Genomic DNA, 19,618 nt, shown 5'->3' on the forward strand with positions numbered 1-19,618 from the left:
TTTATTTTTCACACTGCATTTAATATATATTGATATGGTCCTGGCTATTTTTTCACATTGCCTGGCACTTATGATCTTTACACACTCATTTACCAGGAATAATCCTAATACCAACGCCCGCGGCCGGCGGTTTCTGAACGCGACAGCTGCCTGCCTTAAGCCGATGATTGATAAGACTTCTCTATTTCTCGGGCTGTGCGCCAGGGCCTGCGAAATTAATTCGTCTATTTTTAAGATAATTTCTCTCTGATAATTGTAATTTTTCGTAATAGCACGATGAAATCTGTTGGAGAGTGGATTATAGTTAAATCAGCAGGATTACTCAGTTAGTGTCAGGTCGGTTAGTCGTGTTCATCCCACAACGGTGTTTGTTAGTCGTCGTTTAAACCACTCAAAAGGGGATGCGTTATGGACGAATACTCGCCAAAAAGACATGATATTGCACAGCTACGCTTTCTCTGCGAAACGCTGTATCATGACTGCCTTGCAAACCTGGAAGAGAGCAACCATGGCTGGGTCAACGACCCGACTTCGGCTGTCAATCTTCAGTTAAATGAATTGATCGAGCACATTGCCACATTCGCGCTTAATTATAAAATTAAGTACACTGAGGATAATAAACTGGTCGCTCAGGTTGACGAATATCTGGACGATACTTTTACCTTGTTCAGTAACTACGGCATTAACTCAACGGATTTGCAAAAGTGGAAAAAATCCGGTAATCGACTATTTCGTTGCTTTGTCAACGCCAGCCGGGAAAACCCGGCCAGTCTCTCGTGTTAGAATTATTACAATCAAAAGGTGGAATTATGTCTGATAAGCCATTAACTAAAACAGACTATTTGATGCGCTTACGTCGTTGCCAGACAATTGACACGCTGGAGCGCGTCATTGAAAAAAATAAATATGAACTGTCTGATAATGAACTGGCGGTATTTTACTCAGCCGCCGATCATCGTCTGGCTGAACTGACCATGAATAAGCTGTACGATAAGATCCCGACCTCAGTCTGGAAGTTTATCCGCTAATCGACGCGCACAACGTGGTCTGCTGACCGGACGGTACGCGTCAGCCGCCGCAGGGTATCTTTGTGATAGTCATCACATCATTCAGCTAACAGCAACCCTGTAACCGGTTTCTTTTTTATACTGCTACGGCCATCTCAAGTCAGGTATAAGGAAGACCCATGAGTGAAGAAAAACGTAAAATGATCGCCGGTGAGCTCTATTTATCTGGCGACCCAACGCTTCGCGCCGATCGCCTGCGCGCCAGACAGTTGTTACACCGTTATAATCATTCCTCCCCGGATGCGCAGGAAGAACGTCAGCATATTCTGGCCGAGCTGTTCGGTCGCGCCGGCGATGCGTATATCGAGCCAAGCTTTCGCTGCGACTACGGCTACAATATCTTTCTCGGCAAGGCGTTTTACGCCAATTTTGACTGCGTGATGCTGGACGTTTGCCCTATTCATATTGGCGATAACTGCATGCTGGCGCCGGGCGTCCATATTTATACCGCCACCCATCCGCTGGATGCCGAGGCGCGTAACAGCGGCCAGGAATATGGCAAACCAGTGACCATTGGCCACAATGTGTGGATTGGTGGGCGGGCGGTAATCAATCCCGGGGTGACCATTGGTGATAATGCGGTCATTGCGTCCGGTGCAGTCGTCACCAAAGATGTACCGGCCGGGGCCGTTGTCGGCGGCAACCCGGCGCAGATCATTAAGCGCCTTCCGCTACCAAATCCGTAACTGTTATGGTTTTCTGTAACTGATCTGTTACTTTCGCCGTGGAATATTGCAACATAAAATAGCCTTCAGGCTAAGCCTGCCACGCCTGGTCCGCCGGGCATGCACGGCTGGCTCATTGCAGAATTCGGGGACCAAGATGACAGAAATACAACGCCTGCTAACTCATACCATTGACGAACTCAACGTTCAGGAAAAACGCGATAATCGCCCGCGTTTTAGCATCAGTTTTATCCGCAACCATCCGGGGCTGTTTGTTGCCATGTATGCCGCGTTTCTGGCGACGCTGGTGGTCATGCTGCGCTCTGAAACGCTGGTAGACTCGGTCTGGTTGCTGGTGGTGCTGTTCATCCTGTTCAACGCCTTTTTCTTCTTTGATGTCTATCCGCGCTATCGTTATGAAGATATCGATGTCCTCGACTTTCGCGTGTGCTACAACGGGGAATGGTATAACACCCGCTTTGTTCCCCGGCAGCTGATCGAGCGTATTCTTCAGTCGCCGGATGTCGATAGCGAGCAGAAGGCGCAGCTCAAAAAGATGGTCGCCACCAAAGGCGAGCTCTCCTTCTACGACGTTTTTACGCTGACCCGCGCCGGTGCTGCACAATAAGACGATTTAGCGTCCGCAGCGCCAGCGGATAGCGGGAAGCAGAAGTATTACCATATCCCAGCACCAGCCCGCTCCGCCCCCGCTGCGGGTCGAGATAGAAATGACTTAACGCGGCAGGCGCCAGTTGAAACTGACGCGCCTGCTGCGCAATCGTCTGGTCATCGAACCCTTCCATTGCGACTGTCAAATGGAGCCCCCCTTCCCCGCCAAGGACCTCGCATGGCACGGTTATCTCTTGCGCCAGTGCCTCACGCAGCTGTTGTTGGCGCTTGCGGTACAGGCGACGCATGGCCGCCAGATGGCGAGCATAGTGCCCCTTCTCAATAAACCTGGCCAGCGCCCGCTGTTCCGTGCGGTGTCCTCCACGCAGCAACGTGCCAATCACATCCTGAACGGCATCCGCCAGCGCAGGCGGCATCACCATGAAGCCAATACGCAGCGCCGGAAAGAGTGTTTTGCTGAAGGTACCGAGATACACCACCGGGGCATCCGGCACCATCCCCAGCATCGCCGGGATCGGCTCTCCGCTATGGCGAAACTCGCTGTCGTAGTCATCCTCCACAATCCACGCCCCGTGCAGGCGGGCGTACTCCACCAGCGCCAGACGTCGCGCGGCGCTCATGACGCTCCCGAGGGGATACTGATGAGAGGGAGAGGTGAAGATCAGCCGGGGCGGCTCCGCGACGCCGTTGGCAATCCCCATCCCTTCGTCATCGACCGCCATCCCGCTGACCCGCAGCCCTGCCCGCTGGAAGCTGCTCCTGGCCCCCAGGTAACCCGGCTCTTCCACCCACACGCTGTCGCCAGGATCCGTCAACAGCGAAGCGCATAAGTTCACCCCTTCCAGGGCCCCTTCGGTAATGACAATCTGCCGAATATCGCAACGGATCCCCCGGGAGAGCGCCAGATGACGAGCGATAGCCTCCCGCAGCAAGGGGTCGCCTGCCGCCTCGCCATAGCCCAGCAGCGCACTGCCCTCGTCACGTAAGACGTTATCCATCAGCCGCCGCCACAGCGGCAACGGGAAATAGTTCACCGCCGGCATGCCAGGAGTAAACAGCAGCGCCGGAGAGTCGCGGCGCATTGCGGCTGGCAGCCCTTGCAGCCGTTCAGGCAGCACGACGGGCGGCACCTTCACGGGCTCTTCGCGGCAGGCGGCGAGCGGTACCACCTGCGTTCCCTGACGGCTCCGCATCAGGTATCCCTCCAGCGCCAGCTGCTCCAGGGCAGCATTGACCGTATTTCGCGACAGCTGCAGCCGTCCGGCCATCACCCGCGATCCGGGCAAACGGCAGTTGGCCGCCAGAGTTCCCTGCAGGATGGCATGGCGCAATGTGTGGTAAAGGGCCCGCTGCAGGGTTTCATCCGATCGGTGCTGTATCCCCTGCGTCACCAGCGTAAAAAAACCATCGTCCGGTATGTTCATCTCATCTCCTCGTGGCCCTATAAAAACATACGCCTGTGGCACTTTTTATGGAACCAGTGAGCGCGTACGCTGCCTGAAAAACCCCGCTAAGGAAACCGCAATGCGTGAATACAATCAGTTTGGACAGGAACTCGGCGCCGCGCTGCCTGACTGGCAACCGCGTCCATGGCCAGCACGGCAGATTTTACAGGGCAGCCGCTGTCGGCTCGAACCACTGACTCTCGCGCATGCCAGCGATCTGTTTGCTGCTCACCAGCTGGCGCCAGACGTCCGCAGCTGGACGTGGCTGCTGCGTGAACCTGAGAGCAACCTTGCAGAATTCAGTGCCTGGGTGGAGCAGGTCGCCACGCTGGCAGACCCGATCCATTTTGCCGTCGTTGACCAGCGGCAAGGGAAAGCGGTTGGCTCGCTGGCGTTAATGCGCATTGACGCCACCCACGGCGTGGTAGAGGTGGGACATGTGCATTTTTCACCGTTGCTGAGCCGAACGGCTATGGCCACCGAAGCGCACTGGCTGTTGATGCAGTATGTGTTTGATACGCTCGGTTATCGTCGCTATGAATGGAAATGTAATAGTCTCAATATGCCGTCGGGCCGGGCGGCAAGACGGCTGGGTTTTCAGTACGAAGGACGTTTTCGTCAGGCACTGGTGAGCAAAGGACATAACCGGGATACGGACTGGTTTTCGGTGATAGACGGCGAATGGCCGCAGCTGGATAACGCCATGCGGCAATGGCTGGCCGCCGACAATTTTACCGCCGACGGCCAGCAGCGCCGCACTCTGGAGAGTTTCCGTTAACGACGTTTTTTGCGCCCCTGCACCGCTTTAAAGCGGGGGTTGCTCTTACAGATAACGTACAGCCGCCCTTTGCGCTTGACCAGCTGACAATCCGGGTGGCGCTGTTTGGCGCTGCGTAATGAGTTAACGACCTGCATCATGCCTTCCTTTTCGCATCAATAAAGCCGCCGAAGCGCTGACGGAACCGGGCCGCGCTGCCCTCGCTGGCGAAGGTTTTTTGTTTGCCGGTGTAGTACGGATGCGATTTCGAGGAGACGTCGATCGTTACATACGGAAAAGTTTCGCCGTCGAGTTCAATCACGCGATCGGTGCGGATGGTGGAACCGACTTTAAAATACTCATTAACGCTGGTGTCGTGAAACACCACCGTGCGATAGGGGGGATGGATATGGGCTTTCATGATGACCTCTTCATTATGTTATAACATAACATTTAAGTTACGCCGTTCCACGACAAAGATCAACCATGTTCAAATTAAGGGTAATGGGCCTAAGACGAGTTTCCCCGCCTTAGGTTTCAGGGTGCCAGACGGTGGGCGATGGCGCGTAGCTGTTCCGCGATGGCCTGCAGATCTTTGCCTTGCTCAGTTCTGGCGCCGCTGGAATGACGTATCACCAGGCGCGCCGGCAGGATGGATGAAGTATGTGGCGCACCGCTGGTGCTGGCGAGGATCCGCCGCACCGCTTCTTTCCCCTGCAGATCGAGGTCCAGCGACACCGTACTCAGCGCCGGATAGAAAAAGGAGCTTTCGTAGGTATCGTCATAGCCAATGACGGACTTCTCCCCCGGCACCGCCACCTGGTGCTGATGGAAAGCGCTGAGCACCCCCAGCGCCATCTGGTCATTACCCACCAGCACGGCGCTGAAATTGGGCGTTTCGCGCAGCATCTGCAGCGCGCCGGCATAGCCGCTTTGCGCATCCCAGTTGCCGTGCAGAACGGTCACCGGCTTCAGGCCGTAGCCCTCCAGAGTCTCCAGCCAGCTTTTCAGCCGGAGTTTGGCCGAGACGGAGCTGTCCGGCCCCGCCAGCAGCGCGATCTCCCGATGCCCCATCTCATAAAGATATTTGACGCTGGCCCGGGTGCCATCTGCCGGATTAAACGAAACGTTAAACACGGAACTGTAGGGGTCGACATCGAGAAAAAGGCAGACGATATCATCGTTGTCAGCGGCGATTTTCTGCGCCTGCTCGGTCTCCAGCGGCACGTTGATAATGACTTTATCCACCCGCTGAGATTTCAGCTCATTGATGGAATCCTGGATACTTTGGTTGACGCTCTCATCGATCATCGAAATCAGGACCTGGTAACCTTCCAGATTGGCATAGCGTTTTACCGCCGCCGCCACCTGGGAAGGCGCATGCCAGGCCAGCGAAATCGTCACCAGCCCGACCGTCTGGCTCTCCTTCCCCACCAGCTGCTGCGCCAGCCGGTTTGGCACATAGCGTAAGGCCTCTATTGATTTCTCCACCTTGCGGCGCGTCGCTTCGGATACATTGGCAGATTTATTGAGTACCCTGGACACGGTCTGGTAAGAGACGCCCGCATGGCGTGCGACGTCTTCCAGAGTAGCGCTTTTAGACTTCATGGTCCGGTTCCTTATGTTGTTATCCCATGATTGTAACAGGGGCCATTTGAAAAAACGCTCACCGCCGCCTTTCATCGCAAAATTACACCACAAAAAGTATTACGTTCACAACATGATTAATTGTGAATCACCTCACCCATCACAACAAAAACCAGCATGATTATTTGCACTTAGTCACACAATAATCATATCTCGTTTGCCTGAAGTTACATTTAGGCATTTTATGACATCAGTTATGTGAACGTAATACAAAACAATAAGAGGATAGAGATGAATACGACACTGCGCGCCCTTTCCGCCGCGTTAGCCGCTGCGCTAATCGCCCCTTCCGCGTTTGCGGCGACCGCCGCAATCCCGAGTATCGATTTCCATGGCTATATGCGCGCCGGGGTTGGGGTCTCCGGCGATGGTAGTGAAGCGGAATGGCAAAAGAACAAGCTGGGCCGGTTGGGTAATGAATCGGATACCTATGGTGAGCTGGAGCTGGGCTCCGAGGTCTACAAGAAAGATGACGTCAGCTTCTATCTCGACAGCATGGTCAGCATGGTCTCCGACGGCTCTAACGATAATGAAACCACGCTGAATGATGATGCACAGTTCGGTTTACGTCAGCTGAACCTGCAGATCAAAGGGCTGATCCCCGGCGATCCGAATGCAGTGATTTGGGGGGGTAAACGTTACTACCAGCGCCACGATCTGCACATCATCGATACCAAATACTGGAACATATCCGGCTCCGGGGCCGGGGTGGAAAACTACACCCTCGGCCCTGGCGCCGTCTCGCTGGCCTGGATCCGCGGCGATGCCAACGACGTTGACTATCGTGTCGATGGCGACAGCAACGTCAATATTAACTATATCGATTTACGCTATGCAGGCTGGAAGCCGTGGTCGGGTTCGTGGACCGAATTCGGCATCGACTACGCCATGCCGAACACCACCAAAAAACAGGACAGCTACGGCGGGCTGTACGATGCCGATAATGGCGTGATGCTGACCGGTGAAATCAGTCAGGATATGCTGGGCGGCTATAACAAAACCGTGCTGCAGTATGCTAACAAAGGGCTGGCGCAGAACATGGTCTCCCAGGGCGGCGGCTGGTACGATATGTGGAACTACGTGAACGACGCCACCGGCTATCGCGTGATTAACACCGGCCTGATCCCGATTACCGAAAAGTTCTCCATCAACCACGTCCTGACCTGGGGCTCGGCGGATGACATTACCGACTACACCGACAAAACGCGGATGCTGTCGCTGGTTGCCCGCGGTCAGTATCAGTTCACCGACTACGTCCGCCTGATTGGCGAAGTCGGCGGTTTCTATCAGAAAGACAGCTATAACAATGGCACCAGCTACAAACAGGCCGGTGAGAAATATACCATTGCGCTGGGCCTGGCGGACGGGCCAGACTTTATGTCACGCCCGGAATTACGCATTTTTGCTTCATACCTGAATGATTCCGAAGATGGTAAACCGTTTGAAGACCAGACGGCGAATAATACCTGGAATTTCGGCGTGCAGGTTGAGGCCTGGTGGTAATATCGCGCTGGTAAGACAAGTACATTATTTTTATCTCCAACTGTAAGGTCATTAATTACCTCTCCGGTAATTATTATTGCCACTGCTATCTTTGTCTTATTTTCGGGATAACCTGTTTTCAGGTTATCCCGTTTTATTTATTTACGGGTAGCAAAATGCTCATCCAGCAATTGACGCAGCGCATCGGACTGCTTACCGAAAATAGCATGCACCTGCTGACCGAGAATAATGACGCCCAGCGCGCCCTGCTGCTGTAATGCGTCAGTATCCACGGCTGCAAGATGACGAACCGTCACCCGCAGACGAGTAATACAGGCATCCACTTGCGTAATATTCGCTTCACCGCCGAAGGCCTGAATCAGCGCCTCGATTTGCTGTTTTTCCGCTTCGCTTAACGGCTGTGCCGGACGTGCAGGAGAGAAATAGTGCAGAAAGGATTTTAAACTCACCATCATAAGCTCCAGGTTTAAGATAAAAAAAAGCCTGCTCGTCAGAGCAGGCATGGAGAAGAAGAAATTACGCGTGGCGACGAAGAATACGGCAATCCCATGCTGAGAGGATCAGCGGGTCCGGCGCCGCCGCGTCGGTCAGGCAATCCCGATACCCCGGCGGCAGAGTCAGAGTATGACTTTGCGCGCTGTAGTTCTGCAGGAAGACAAACGTGCTCTCACCGTCGGTGCGCGCGGTAGCCACTACGCCGGGCGGTAAATCCGCCGCTATCGCTCGTGGCAGATCCAGCTCCCTGCTCAGGGCAGCAAAGAAATCGCGCTGGAAGGCTAAATCGTTGCGGGAGGCGACATGCCAGGCTTTACCTTTCCCGAAACCGTTCACCGTCACCGCCGGCCGTCCGGCATAGAAATCATCCCGGTAGGTGGCCAGCGTCTGAGCGCTCTCGGTATGGATTAGTTCACAGAGATGGCGCACCTGATAGGGACCCTGCAGACCGCACTGATTCCCGGCAAGCCCCTGCACAAGATTAAACTCGCCGTCATTCAGACAGTCGATCTCTTCCGCCCAGATCCCCAGCAGATTGCGCAGCGGGCCCGGGAAGCCGCCGAGATAGCAGAGATCGGACTCATTGACGATGCCGGTCCAGTAGGTGGTCACCAGGTGGCCGCCGCTGGCGACAAACGCCTCTGCCCGCGCGGCAAAGCCGTCGCGCACCATATATAACATCGGGGCAATCACTAACCGGTATGGCGTTAAATCGACATCAGCGTCAATCACATCGACGGCAATGCCCTGTTCCCAGAACGGACGGTAGTGTTCGTTGACCGTCTTCTCATACTCCATACCCAGATTGCGCGGCCCCTGGGCGTCATCAAGCGCCCAGCGGTTTTGTTGGTCGAAGATAATCGCTACTTTCGCCTCGGTGCGACAACCCCGGACCTCTGGTAGCTTGCTCAGTATCTCGCCGAGCTGGCTGACTTCACGACCAATACGGGTATCAATGTGCCCGACGTGGTCAACCACCGCGCCGTGAAATTTCTCAACCGAACCGCGGCTTTTCCGCCACTGGAAATACTGCACCGAGTCGGCGCCATGCGCCACCGCCTGCAGCGAGGAGAGAATATGCATTCCCGGCTTCTTCAGTTTGCTGGTCGGCTGCCAGTTGGTGGCGCCTGGTGTGGACTCCATCAGCACAAACGGTTTGCCGCCCTTCAGGCTGCGCATCATGTCGTGATACATCGCGGTGTAGCAGGCCAGTGCGGTTTCGTCTTTATCGCGGTGCCACATCGGATAGCTGTCCCACGAGATAAAGTCCAGCGCCTCTGCCAGTTGCCAGTAGTCGTAATCGTAGAAATACTCCATAAAGTTAGTGGTCACCGGCAGGGAGGCATTCGCCGCCTTCAGCGGGGCAATTTCATGGCGGCAGAAATCGGTCACCTGAGCGGTGTTAAAGCGATGCCAGTCAAGATTGAGACCGTGAATTGACACCTCGCCCTGTGGCGCAGGTGATTCAATTTGCGACCAGTCGGTATAGGTATGACTCCAGAAGGTGCTCCACCAGGCCTGGTTGAGGTTCTCCAGGGTCTGGTAACGCGCCTTCAGCCAGTCGCGAAAACGGTTCTGGCAGAGATCGCAATGGCATTCACCGCCATATTCATTGGAAATATGCCAGCCCAGTACCGCCGGGTGTGAAGAATAACGCTCTGCCAGCAGGGTATTGATTTTCAGGGTTTTCTCGCGATAGACCGGTGACGACATACAGTGGTTGTGACGGCCGCCATGCAGGGCCGGCACCCGATCGCGTCCCACCCGCAGAACCTGCGGATAGCGCTGAGACATCCACGCCGGACGCGCGCCGCTCGGCGTGGCCAGAAAAACATGAATGCCGGCGGCATACAGTTTATCGAGGATAGTATCCAGCCAGGCGAAATTAAATACCCCTTCGCGTGGCTCCAGTTTCGCCCAGCTAAATATTCCCACCGACATCACATTGCATTTTGCCTGCTGCATCATGGCAATGTCTTTATCAATAATATCGGGGTCATTCTCCCATTGCTCCGGATTATAATCCGCGCCATGCAGCAGCGTACTAACCTTCGGATGTAAAGGTGCAAATTTATTCATAATAAACTTCCTGAAAAAAACGACAAAAAATTAATTAAAAACTTTTACCGACGGCAATACTTTTCCCTGGCAATCAAATAGCGCCTGATTTTCACGTGCATTCCCTTCTTTCCACTCGTCGTGGATATATTTCATCCCCGCCGGGGTAGCCCAGGTATTTCCCGGCACGGCAATCCACGTGGGCTCCCAGTAAAAAATACCTTTGCCGCGCTGGTCGGGAACATCTATGACGGCCTGCATCAGATCGTGAATATAGTGATATTGCCCCTGCACGGTGGCGGGATAACCCCCGTCCTTTTCCTCTTTCGCCTGGAAACTATTTTCCGCGTTGTCGCAGTTGGCCAGGGTATAGGCATAGGCCGCCTCGACGACGATAACGTCTTTGTTATAGCGTTTGCTGATGTCATCCATATTGGCCTTCAGGGCGCTGATCGGGCCATTCCAGTAGGTGTACATCGACAGACCAATCACGTCATATGGCACATGGCGTTTATCAATCTCATCAAACCACCAGCGGAAGGTATCGTTCTTGGTCCCTTCGGCCAGATGCAGCATGATTTTCACCTGCTCGCCGTGATGCAGGTTCTCCTTCAGGCCAGCGATAGCCGCGTTCAGCAGCCCGGCCAGCCGGTCGAACTCGCCGCCCCCCTGCCCCCAGCTTTTCCCTTCCGGCCACAGGATGCCGCCGTTGATCTCATTGCCGATCTGCACCATATCCGGCAGGACGCCTGCCTGCTTAAAGCGGGCGATGGTATCCCGGGTATAGTCATGAATCGCCGTTTTCAGCTGCGGATAATCCATCTTTTCCCAGGCTTTCGGCTTGAACTGCTTGCCGGGATCGGTCCAGAAATCGCTGTAATGAAAATCGAGCAGCAGCTTCATCCCCTGGGCTTTCGCCCGTTTCGCGAGGGTCAGGGTGGTGGCCAGGTCGTTATTTCCGCCGCCATAGCCCTCGCCGCTCGCCGATTGCGGATCCACCCACAGCCGGAGGCGAACATAGTTGACGCCGTTCTCTTTCAGAATCGCGATCGGATCCTTGCGCTGATTATTCTGGTCGTAGAACGTCGCCCCGTGCTTTTCGGCATCCAGCAGCGTGGAGATATCCGCGCCTTTGATAAAGTCCGCCGGCATGCCCTGAAACGCGCGGGTTTCAAGCGCGTCCGCGGCCAGAGAAGGGGTGGAGAAACTGCATGCCAGACAAACCGCAAGCCATGCGGGGGTGAATCTTTTCATGTGCTTATCCTTTAGTACTGCCCGAGGTCAGGCCGGAGACAAAGTATTTTTGTAACGCCAGGTAGAGGATCGCCACCGGTACGGCAATCAGCACCGCCCCCGCCGCGTAGGTGGTGTAGCTGGCACCCATTTTTTGCGCCACCAGGTTATACAGACCAATAGGCAGCGTGTATTTATCCGGGGTACGCAGGATGGTGCTGGAGAGGATGAAATCCCCCAGCGGACCGGTGAAAGAGAACAGCGCCACCACCGCGAGGATCGGCCTCGACAACGGCATGATGATCTCGATAAAGATGCGAAAGCTGCTGGCGCCGTCCATGCGAGCGGACTCATCCAGATCTTTGGGGATCGCGTCGAGATACCCCTTCATCAGCCAGGTATTCATCGGGATCATCCCCCCGACGTAGATCAGCACCAGCGCCAGATGGCTATTAATCAGGCCAAGCAGTTGCGATAGCACAAAGATCGCAATCAGCGCGGAAAACTGCGGGATCATCTGCAGCAGCAGGAACAGCATCAGCCCGTTCTGCCGCCCTTTAAAGCGGAAGCGGGAGAAGGCGTAAGCGGTAAAGCTGACGCTAATCAGGGTCAGCACCATGGTCAGAAAGCTGATTTTCATCGAGTTCCAGTACCAGGTGAGGTAATTCACATTGCCATTGAACAGATCGGCATAGTGCTGGAACGACAGGTTTTCCGGAATGATCGAGGTACTGAGCAGGCTATTGCCGGCGTTCAGCGACGCCCCGACCGTCCAGACCAGCGGATAGATGATCACCACCGAGACCAGAATAACCACCAGCCAGGTGAGAGAGAGTCGGATCCACTTTTCGCGTTTAATACTGGGTGATTGAGCCATGTTGCTTCCCTTACGCCATGTCGTCATTTTTGAAGGATTTGGTGGCGCGGAACTGCCACAGCGCCAGGCCGACGACAAAGATCGACAGCAGGATCGTGATGGTCGCCGCGATGGCGTACTGCGACGAGGACATCGTCAGCTTATAGATCCACGACACCAGAATATCCGTCCCACCGGCGTTGGAGCCTGCCACCGCAGGACCGCCGTTGTTAAACAGATAAATGATGTTGAAGTTATTAAAGTTGAAGGTGTACTGAGTGATGATGATCGGCGCGATCGCGTACAGCACCAGCGGCAGAGTGATGGTGCGCAGACGGGTAAAGGCGCTGGCGCCGTCCATCGTCGCCGCTTCATACAGATCGTCCGGGATCGCCTGCAGCACGCCGGTGGTCATGGCAAAGACAAACGGGAAGCCAAGCCAGGTCTGCATCATGATCAGCGCCGTTTTAGTCCAGAACGGGTCGGTCAGCCATGCCTTCGGGCTGATACCGAAGAACGACAGGATCGCGTTGTTGATGACCCCGAATGAATCGTTGAACATACCGGCAAAGACGAGGATGGTGACAAACCCCGGCACCGCCCACGGCAAAATAAAGATGGTGCGGATCAGCGGCTTAAAGCGCAGATCTTTTTGATTCACCAGAATCGCCAGCAGCACGCCCACCGTACACTGCAGGGTGGTCGCCAGCAGCGTCCACACCACGGTCCACTGCAGCACATCCAGGAAGGTGGAGCGCCAGATAGAGAGGGTGAAAATATTGACGAAGTTTTTCAGCCCCACCCAGTCCACCAGCTTCGCCGGCGGCGTGTGGTACAGGTTGTAGTTGGTGAAGGCGATGGCGAAACCGAACAGAATGGGAAAGATCACCACAAACACCAGCAGAATAAAGCCCGGGGTGATCATCAGGTACGGGAAGCCGTCGCTCAGCAGCATCTGGTACTGCTTACGCACGCTGTTCAGGGCGATCCCCTCATCGCGTTTTTTGCCGTTCAGCCACGCATCCCGCAGCGAGAGAAAATAGATCAGCACGCCAAAGGCGACGATCAGCACACTGATAATCCCCTCCGCTAACAGGAAGATAGAGTTATCCCGCGGTACCTCTTCACCCAGGGTATATAACCCCCACAACCCCTCACGCAGGAAATCATAAAAAATCCCCAGAAAGCTGCTGAGCAGCACCAGGAAGACCAGCCCTTTCAGCCACTGGCGATGATAAAACTGACCGAAACCCGGCACGATTGCCAGCAGCAGGCCGCACCATGCATGGCGCCCGGGCCCGCGTGCGTCGCTAAAATTTTCGCTGGAATGGATGCTCACACTCGACTCCTTCTACAAACGGGAGGTCCCCCTCCCGCTCGGTGACTTCACGTGACGGTGAATTACTGATTGCTGGCCTGCATTGCTTCGATCTGCATCGTGATCTGTTTCACCGCGTTATCGAGCGCGGCCTGCGGCGCCTGCTTACCGGTGAGGCTCAGTTCAAGCGCGGCGTTGGCCGGCCCCCACACTTCCCCCATCTCCGGAATGCCCGGCATCGCCACCGCTCGCGCCGACTGGATGGCGACGGCACTGGCCTTTTGGTCGTTTTTAATCACCGGATCGTCAATCATCGCCTTCAGCGGCGGAATTTCGCCGGTGGCGACATAGCGGGCTTTCACATACTGCGGCTGGTTGATGAACTCGATAAACTGTTGCGCCAGCGCTTTGTCTTTACTCCAGGTCGATACCACATAGCCTTTGACGCCCAGGAAGGAGCTCATCGGCTTGCCGTCCGGCAGGGTCGGCAGGGGCGCCACGCCATAGTTAATGCCAGCGGCTTCATACGGCTGGAAGGCCCAGGGGCCGTTGATCACCGCCGCCGCTTTTTTCTCGGTAAACAGGGAATCGATGGCATTCAGCCCGTTATCGCCGAGGATCCCCGCTGGAAAGACCTTCTCGGCATAGAATTTTTTCAGGAAGGTGACGGCTTCGACGGCGCCGGGGGTATTGAGGCCCACTTGCTGCGGGTTAAAGCCACCGCTGTCGTTTTTAGCAAAGATATAGCCGCCCATCGGGCCAATCGCCCCCCAGCTGTAATAGATCTGGTCAAACTTGGCGAGCAGGCCGTATTTGTTCTGCTCGCGCTGGGTTTTCGAGTAGTCCAGCCAGGCCTGCAGGCTGTCCAGCGGCTTGTCGATCAGGTCCTTGTTGTAGATAAGCACCAGGGTTTCCACTGCTTTCGGGATCCCGTACAGCGCGTTGTCCATGCGGAAGGCATTGATGGAGGCTGGCGTAAAGGCATCCTGTTTCGCCTGATCGACGCTGAGAGGCGAGAGTAGTCCCTGAACCACGGCGCCGCCGAGCTGGTCATTCGGGATCACCAGCACGTCCGGCCCAATGCCCGCCGGGCCGTCGAGGCGCAGCTTTTCCAGCTGCTGGGCATAAGGCATCTCCTGGAGATTGACCTTCACGTTGTACTGCTTCTCAAAATCGCTGACCGCGGTTTTAATACCCGCGGATTTTTTAATGTCCTCCCAGACGTTGAGCTGCCCGGCGGCGTGCGCCTGCAGGCTGGTGAGTTGCCCCGCCGCCAGGGTGGTAAGGATCAGTGCAGCAAGCGTGTTCTTTTTCATTATCAACCTCATGTGAAGGTATAACAATTTAATGGTTTTTATTGGGCTTATCTCTGCCAGTCAGAAAAATAAATCACTTCAAACTGCCGAGTTATATGAGAAAAAGGTTCCGGCTCTCTTTTGTTATACGCTACCCGTAGATTGCTGACAAAACTACCATAAACTGCCAGTTGTGTGATCATCCTTGCAGAAATGAAACGCCGCTGTATGGCGCTAAAACCGCGGAAGTTATAGTCAGGACATGATTTTACTGCTGTTGAACATCGCCACGCTGAATTGTTACACGTAATACAATTCACACTAAACACAGCGGCATACCAACGGCAAACAACAGCTACTCACTTCGGGGAATGTGGATGTCCAATATACGACTGAGGAATGTCACCAAAAGGTTCGGCAGCACGGTGACGCTGCACCAGGTCAATCTCGATATTGAAGATGGCGAGTTTGCCGTTTTCGTCGGTCCTTCCGGCTGTGGAAAATCGACGCTGCTGCGCATGATTGCCGGTCTGGAAGAGGTCAGCGAGGGTGAAGTGCTGATCGGCGATGAGGTGATGAATGATGTCGTGCCGGCCCGCCGCGGCGTGGCGATGGTCTTCCAGTCTTATGCGCTCTACCCGCACATGACGGTGGCAGAGAACATGGGCTACGGGTTGAAGGTGAATAAAGTGCCGAAAACGGAGATCCGTCGCCAGGTGGAAATGGTGGCTAAAACGCTGCAGCTCTCGCACCTGCTGGATCGTAAACCGAAGCAGCTCTCTGGCGGCCAGCGGCAGCGCGTGGCCATTGGCCGGGCGATCGTGCGTAATCCCCGGGTGTTTATGTTCGATGAGCCGCTCTCTAACCTCGATGCGGAGCTGCGCGTCGATATGCGCCTGCATATTGCCCGTCTGCACCAGGAGCTGAAGACCACCATGGTGTATGTCACCCACGATCAGGTAGAGGCGATGACGCTGGCCGATAAAATCGTGGTCATGAACTACGGGAAGGTCGAACAAATGGGTTCGCCGATGGCGCTGTATTACAATCCGGTCAACAAATTCGTCGCCGGCTTTATCGGCTCGCCGAAGATGAACTTTTTGCCGGCCATCGTCAGCGACTGGCAGCCGGAACGCTTAACGGTCACCCTCGCGCAGGACCATCAGTTGGTCCTCAATATCGCTACCCAGCCGCTGAAGCCCGGCGCCGCGGTGACGCTGGGGATCCGGCCAGAGCATCTCACGCCCGACGTCACTACCGGTACCGTGGTGGAGTTTCAATGTGAAGTGGTGGAGCGTCTGGGTAACAATACCTATCTGTTCGGCCAGTGCTACGGCCACGATAACGTCAAGGTCCTGCTGCCCGGCGACGTCCATTTCCGCCCGTGGCAGAAAATAAATCTGGCCTTCGATGAGCGCTTCTGCATGGTATTTGATGAGAATGACCTGCGTATCAGCGCTGATATCCCGGCGCCGGATGCGCACTAGCTAACATATTGCTGTCATCTGCGCCGTGTATGCTGCGACTGAATGCCGGAATACACCCTGCCCGGCATTCACACCCTCATTTTTATTCTGCTGCATCGGAATCATCCTTCTCTCCCGGCATCGCAGCCTCTCGCGATGCCGGTTTTTTCGCGACCTCAGCTCACTTCTCTCGCTGCGCCTGATTTATCTTTCGCATATACTGAAGACACCCGGCGAACGATAAGGACACAGGCATGAGGACCCGGCATCTGGTGGCGCTGTTTACAGGGGTGCTGATACTGGCCATCATCCTGCCCATCTCACTCAGCATCTGGCAGGCAGCGCGGCAGGCCAAGCTGCAGTTCTATCGTGAACTGGATGACTATTCCAACCGTATCGTCGTCCGCACGCTGCAGGTTGCCGATCAGGCCAGGGAAGCGCTACGTGAGGCCGACTCACACACCGCCGCCTCCTGTAGCCCTGAGCACCTGCTCACGCTCCGCCGCATCGCCTACACCCATCGCTACATTCAGGAAGTGCTCTGGCTGCGTGATTCCGTGCCGCAATGTTCCTCCCTGGAAGACCATAGCGTCGCGGTCACCTTTCCCCCGCCGGACCACATTGCCCCTGACGGCTATCGCACCTGGCTGACCTCAATAAACGATCTCGGCCTTAATCACCAGATGACGGCCATGGGCAGTCAACAGCATATGGTGATGATCGATCCCATCTCTTTTATCGATGTGGTTCCTGCCAGCGAGGAGAAGATCCATACCATGCTGTTTGGTTTGGATCACCTGAAAATGGTGATCAGCAGCCAACCGCTGCCGGATACGGTCTGGCAGCGTATTAAAGATCCACATGTTAATATGCTGACGCTGGATAACACGGTCTATCGGATCCAGCGCATTCCCGAGCTGGGCTCCGGCATCGTGACCTGGTCGTCGACGCTGCCGCTGCAGCAGCGTATTCGCCAGCAGCTAATCTTCTGGCTCCCTGTCGGCATCTTCACCAGCCTGCTTGCTACCTGGCTGCTGCTGCGCCTGCTGAGACACCTGCGATCACCACGCAACAGTATGCTGGACGCCCTCAACTCCGAAGCGATTCAGGTTTACTATCAGCCGATAATCTCGTTGCAGGATGGGAAAATCGCCGGGGCCGAGGCGCTGGCCCGCTGGCAGCAACCCGACGGCACCTTTTTATCGCCGGATATTTTTATTCCTCTGGCCGAGCAGACCGGGCTGATTACGCAGTTGACGGAAGATATCGTCAGGAAAATTTTTACCGATCTCGGTCCCTGGCTGCGGCAGCGGCCGGAAGTGCACATCTCCATCAACCTGTCGGTAGATGATTTACGCTCGCCCACCCTACCGACGTTGTTACACGATCAGCTGCAGCACTGGGGAATCGCCGCCGAACAGATCATCCTTGAAATCACCGAGCGCGGATTTGTCGATCCGGAGACCACCATGCCGGTGATCGCTCACTACCGTCAGGCCGGGCATCGTATCTCGATTGATGACTTTGGCACCGGCTACTCCAGCCTGAGCTATCTGCAGAAACTGGACGTCGATACGCTGAAAATCGATAAATCTTTTGTCGATACCCTCGAGTACCGGCCGCTGACGCCGCACATTATTGAAATGGCCAAGGCGCTCAATCTGGCCACCGTCGCCGAAGGGGTGGAAACCGAAAGCCAGCGCGACTGGCTACGACAGCATGGCGTCCAGTACGCCCAGGGATGGCTGTACAGCAAAGCGCTGCCAAAAGAGCAGTTTATTCTGTGGGCGGAAAATAACCTCCATGTGCATTAAGCAACAGGAGCAATAAGTAGAATGCCAGCGGGAGTGGCCACTTCGCCGCCCGCGCCTGGGCGCTACTTCAGATAAGATTTGATCACCTGCATCACCGTCTCCAGATCCGCTTCACGCTGTGTCTCTTCAGGCTCTTTCACCACATGGTCGGTCAGATGCCCCTGAATAACCTGCAGCATCATACCGTTGACCGCGCCGCGAATCGCCGCCAGCTGCTGTAGCACCTCAGCGCACTCATGCTCGCGATTGAGCATTTTCTCTAACGCGGAACTCTGCCCCTGAATTTTTTTCAGTCGGGTCAGTAACATTTTTTTGTGTCGAACTGTATGTGACATTGCACGATCCACCGTTTCATTCTGTCCGTGATTACCGACCTTCATCATCAGTAACGCCTGCCAGCATAGCATGATCCCTTTTGTCAGCCGCTTTTTCTACTGGGGGGTAGTATTTTACTACTGGGGGGGAGTAGGATAAACGCACTTTTGGCAAGGATCCCGATATGAACGATTTCACTTCCCTTCTGCAGCAAGGTAATGCCTGGCTGTTTATTCCCAGCGCGATACTACTCGGTGCCCTGCACGGCCTTGAACCGGGCCATTCAAAAACCATGATGGCCGCCTTTATCGTGGCGGTACGGGGAACGTTAAAACAGGCGGTGCTGCTGGGGCTGGCGGCGACGGTTTCCCATACGGCAGTCGTCTGGCTGATCGCCATGGCCGGCCTGTGGTTTGGCCGCGGCTGGAACGCGCAGACCTCCGAACCCTGGTTTCAACTGATCTCGGGGATAGCGATTGTACTGATTGCCTGCTGGATGCTCTGGCGCACCTGGCGCGAATCGCAGCCCCATACGCACCATGATCACCACCATGAACATGAGCACCACCACGAACATGATCATCACCACGAACATGATCACCACCATGAACATAATCACTACTATGAACATGCGTCCTCATCCGCCGCGCCGCTGGTGGCGGAGGAGTGGCAGGACGCGCATCAGCGGGCTCATGCTCAGGAGATCAACCGGCGCTTTGATGGCCGTCAGGTGACGACCGGGCAGATCGTACTGTTTGGCCTGACCGGCGGGCTGATCCCCTGTCCGGCGTCCATTACTGTGCTGCTTATCTGTTTACAGCTGAAGAAATTTTCGCTTGGCGCCACGCTGGTACTGGGCTTTAGCGTTGGTCTGGCGCTGACGCTGGTGGCTTCCGGGGCTATCGCCGCGCTGAGTCTTAAACAGGCCACCCGCCGCTGGCCCTGGCTTAATGATGTCTCGCGCAAGGCGCCCTGGTTCTCAGGTTTACTGATTATCGTGGTGGGGATCTACATGATGGTTCACGGCCTGAGCGGCCTGTAAGCGTCGGCTCGC

20 protein-coding genes and 1 pseudogene are annotated in these 19,618 nt (G+C 55.4%); 9 read left to right on the forward strand and 12 right to left on the reverse strand.

Annotated features, from left to right (window positions below; translation table 11 throughout):
* Window positions 1–408 precede the first annotated feature (408 nt).
* The 3 genes from tomB (at window position 409) to maa (ending at window position 1,753) form a co-directional block, all read left to right on the forward strand.
* Window positions 409–783: an Hha toxicity modulator TomB gene (gene tomB / locus AS136_RS15000; RefSeq protein WP_008805436.1), complete on the forward strand. Its 375-nt coding sequence runs from the start codon at window positions 409–411 to the stop codon at window positions 781–783.
* A gap of 26 nt (window positions 784–809) precedes the next feature.
* Window positions 810–1,028: an HHA domain-containing protein gene (locus AS136_RS15005; protein WP_002892050.1), complete on the forward strand. Its 219-nt coding sequence runs from the start codon at window positions 810–812 to the stop codon at window positions 1,026–1,028.
* A gap of 158 nt (window positions 1,029–1,186) precedes the next feature.
* Window positions 1,187–1,753 carry a maltose O-acetyltransferase gene (gene maa / locus AS136_RS15010; protein ID WP_046882291.1) on the forward strand — a complete coding sequence of 189 codons (567 nt, stop codon included), beginning with the start codon at window positions 1,187–1,189 and terminating at the stop codon, window positions 1,751–1,753.
* Here maa and AS136_RS28705 read toward each other — a convergent pair.
* Window positions 1,725–1,850, reverse strand: a pseudogene (locus AS136_RS28705) (hypothetical protein); the annotation flags it as partial. The gene maa and the pseudogene AS136_RS28705 overlap by 29 nt on opposite strands.
* A gap of 39 nt (window positions 1,851–1,889) precedes the next feature.
* On the opposite strand from AS136_RS28705, the gene AS136_RS15015 reads away from it, so the two are divergent.
* Complete coding sequence (locus tag AS136_RS15015; RefSeq protein WP_008805434.1) at window positions 1,890–2,360, forward strand: YlaC family protein; 471 nt, start codon at window positions 1,890–1,892, stop codon at window positions 2,358–2,360.
* On the opposite strand, the gene pdxR is transcribed toward AS136_RS15015, so the two are convergent.
* Window positions 2,329–3,786, reverse strand: a complete 1,458-nt coding sequence (pdxR, locus tag AS136_RS15020; RefSeq protein WP_022066287.1) for a MocR-like pyridoxine biosynthesis transcription factor PdxR — start codon at window positions 3,784–3,786, stop codon at window positions 2,329–2,331. The genes AS136_RS15015 and pdxR overlap by 32 nt on opposite strands.
* 100 nt (window positions 3,787–3,886) lie before the next feature.
* Here pdxR and AS136_RS15025 point away from each other — a divergent pair, with 100 nt between their 5' ends.
* Window positions 3,887–4,585 (forward strand): GNAT family N-acetyltransferase, encoded by a 699-nt coding sequence (locus AS136_RS15025; RefSeq protein WP_023297138.1) that lies wholly within the window; start codon window positions 3,887–3,889, stop codon window positions 4,583–4,585.
* Here AS136_RS15025 and ykgO read toward each other — a convergent pair.
* The 3 genes from ykgO to AS136_RS15040 form a co-directional block, all read right to left on the reverse strand.
* Window positions 4,582–4,722, reverse strand: coding sequence for a type B 50S ribosomal protein L36 (gene ykgO, locus AS136_RS15030; protein WP_002892018.1), 141 nt, complete (start codon window positions 4,720–4,722; stop codon window positions 4,582–4,584). The two genes, AS136_RS15025 and ykgO, sit on opposite strands and share 4 nt — an antisense overlap.
* A complete protein-coding gene (locus AS136_RS15035; protein ID WP_008805431.1) occupies window positions 4,722–4,985 on the reverse strand; it encodes a type B 50S ribosomal protein L31 in 264 nt (87 codons plus the stop codon). The genes ykgO and AS136_RS15035 overlap by 1 nt, the downstream gene beginning before the upstream one ends.
* Before the next feature lie 116 nt (window positions 4,986–5,101).
* The gene (locus tag AS136_RS15040) at window positions 5,102–6,172 is read right to left on the reverse strand and encodes a LacI family DNA-binding transcriptional regulator (protein ID WP_008805430.1); all 1,071 of its coding nucleotides are present in this window, start codon (window positions 6,170–6,172) and stop codon (window positions 5,102–5,104) included.
* Between the two features lie 270 nt (window positions 6,173–6,442).
* On the opposite strand from AS136_RS15040, the gene AS136_RS15045 reads away from it, so the two are divergent.
* On the forward strand, window positions 6,443–7,714 hold the full coding sequence (locus AS136_RS15045; protein ID WP_008805429.1) for a maltoporin: 1,272 nt from the start codon (window positions 6,443–6,445) through the stop codon (window positions 7,712–7,714).
* Between the two features lie 137 nt (window positions 7,715–7,851).
* Here AS136_RS15045 and AS136_RS15050 read toward each other — a convergent pair whose 3' ends face one another.
* The 6 genes from AS136_RS15050 to AS136_RS15075 all read right to left on the reverse strand — a co-directional run bounded on the left by AS136_RS15050 (window position 7,852) and on the right by AS136_RS15075 (window position 14,990).
* Entirely contained in the window at window positions 7,852–8,166 is a 315-nt protein-coding gene (locus AS136_RS15050; protein ID WP_012542670.1) for a glucose PTS transporter subunit EIIB, read from the reverse strand.
* A 64-nt stretch (window positions 8,167–8,230) separates the two neighbouring features.
* A complete protein-coding gene (locus AS136_RS15055) occupies window positions 8,231–10,288 on the reverse strand; it encodes a beta-galactosidase (protein ID WP_023322151.1) in 2,058 nt (685 codons plus the stop codon).
* A gap of 30 nt (window positions 10,289–10,318) precedes the next feature.
* The gene (locus tag AS136_RS15060) at window positions 10,319–11,521 is read right to left on the reverse strand and encodes a glycoside hydrolase family 53 protein (protein ID WP_023339661.1); all 1,203 of its coding nucleotides are present in this window, start codon (window positions 11,519–11,521) and stop codon (window positions 10,319–10,321) included.
* A gap of 4 nt (window positions 11,522–11,525) precedes the next feature.
* The gene (locus AS136_RS15065; protein ID WP_004204761.1) at window positions 11,526–12,377 is read right to left on the reverse strand and encodes a sugar ABC transporter permease; all 852 of its coding nucleotides are present in this window, start codon (window positions 12,375–12,377) and stop codon (window positions 11,526–11,528) included.
* A gap of 10 nt (window positions 12,378–12,387) precedes the next feature.
* Window positions 12,388–13,695 (reverse strand): carbohydrate ABC transporter permease, encoded by a 1,308-nt coding sequence (locus tag AS136_RS15070; RefSeq protein ID WP_008805425.1) that lies wholly within the window; start codon window positions 13,693–13,695, stop codon window positions 12,388–12,390.
* A gap of 62 nt (window positions 13,696–13,757) precedes the next feature.
* A complete protein-coding gene (locus AS136_RS15075) occupies window positions 13,758–14,990 on the reverse strand; it encodes a maltodextrin ABC transporter substrate-binding protein (RefSeq protein WP_012542673.1) in 1,233 nt (410 codons plus the stop codon).
* 356 nt (window positions 14,991–15,346) lie between these two features.
* On the opposite strand from AS136_RS15075, the gene AS136_RS15080 reads away from it, so the two are divergent.
* On the forward strand, window positions 15,347–16,456 hold the full coding sequence (locus AS136_RS15080) for an ABC transporter ATP-binding protein (protein ID WP_008805423.1): 1,110 nt from the start codon (window positions 15,347–15,349) through the stop codon (window positions 16,454–16,456).
* Between the two features lie 233 nt (window positions 16,457–16,689).
* Window positions 16,690–18,249, forward strand: coding sequence for an EAL domain-containing protein (locus AS136_RS15085; RefSeq protein WP_008805422.1), 1,560 nt, complete (start codon window positions 16,690–16,692; stop codon window positions 18,247–18,249).
* Window positions 18,250–18,311: 62 nt separating this feature from the next.
* On the opposite strand, the gene AS136_RS15090 is transcribed toward AS136_RS15085, so the two are convergent.
* On the reverse strand, window positions 18,312–18,584 hold the full coding sequence (locus tag AS136_RS15090) for a metal/formaldehyde-sensitive transcriptional repressor (protein ID WP_012542675.1): 273 nt from the start codon (window positions 18,582–18,584) through the stop codon (window positions 18,312–18,314).
* A 164-nt stretch (window positions 18,585–18,748) separates the two neighbouring features.
* Between AS136_RS15090 and AS136_RS15095 the strand changes: the two genes are divergently transcribed.
* Complete coding sequence (locus tag AS136_RS15095; protein WP_022066291.1) at window positions 18,749–19,606, forward strand: nickel/cobalt efflux protein RcnA; 858 nt, start codon at window positions 18,749–18,751, stop codon at window positions 19,604–19,606.
* Window positions 19,607–19,618: the final 12 nt, after the last annotated feature.

The sequence above is a fragment of the Klebsiella sp. D5A genome (genome assembly GCF_001620885.1).
Taxonomy (GTDB): domain Bacteria; phylum Pseudomonadota; class Gammaproteobacteria; order Enterobacterales; family Enterobacteriaceae; genus Klebsiella; species Klebsiella variicola.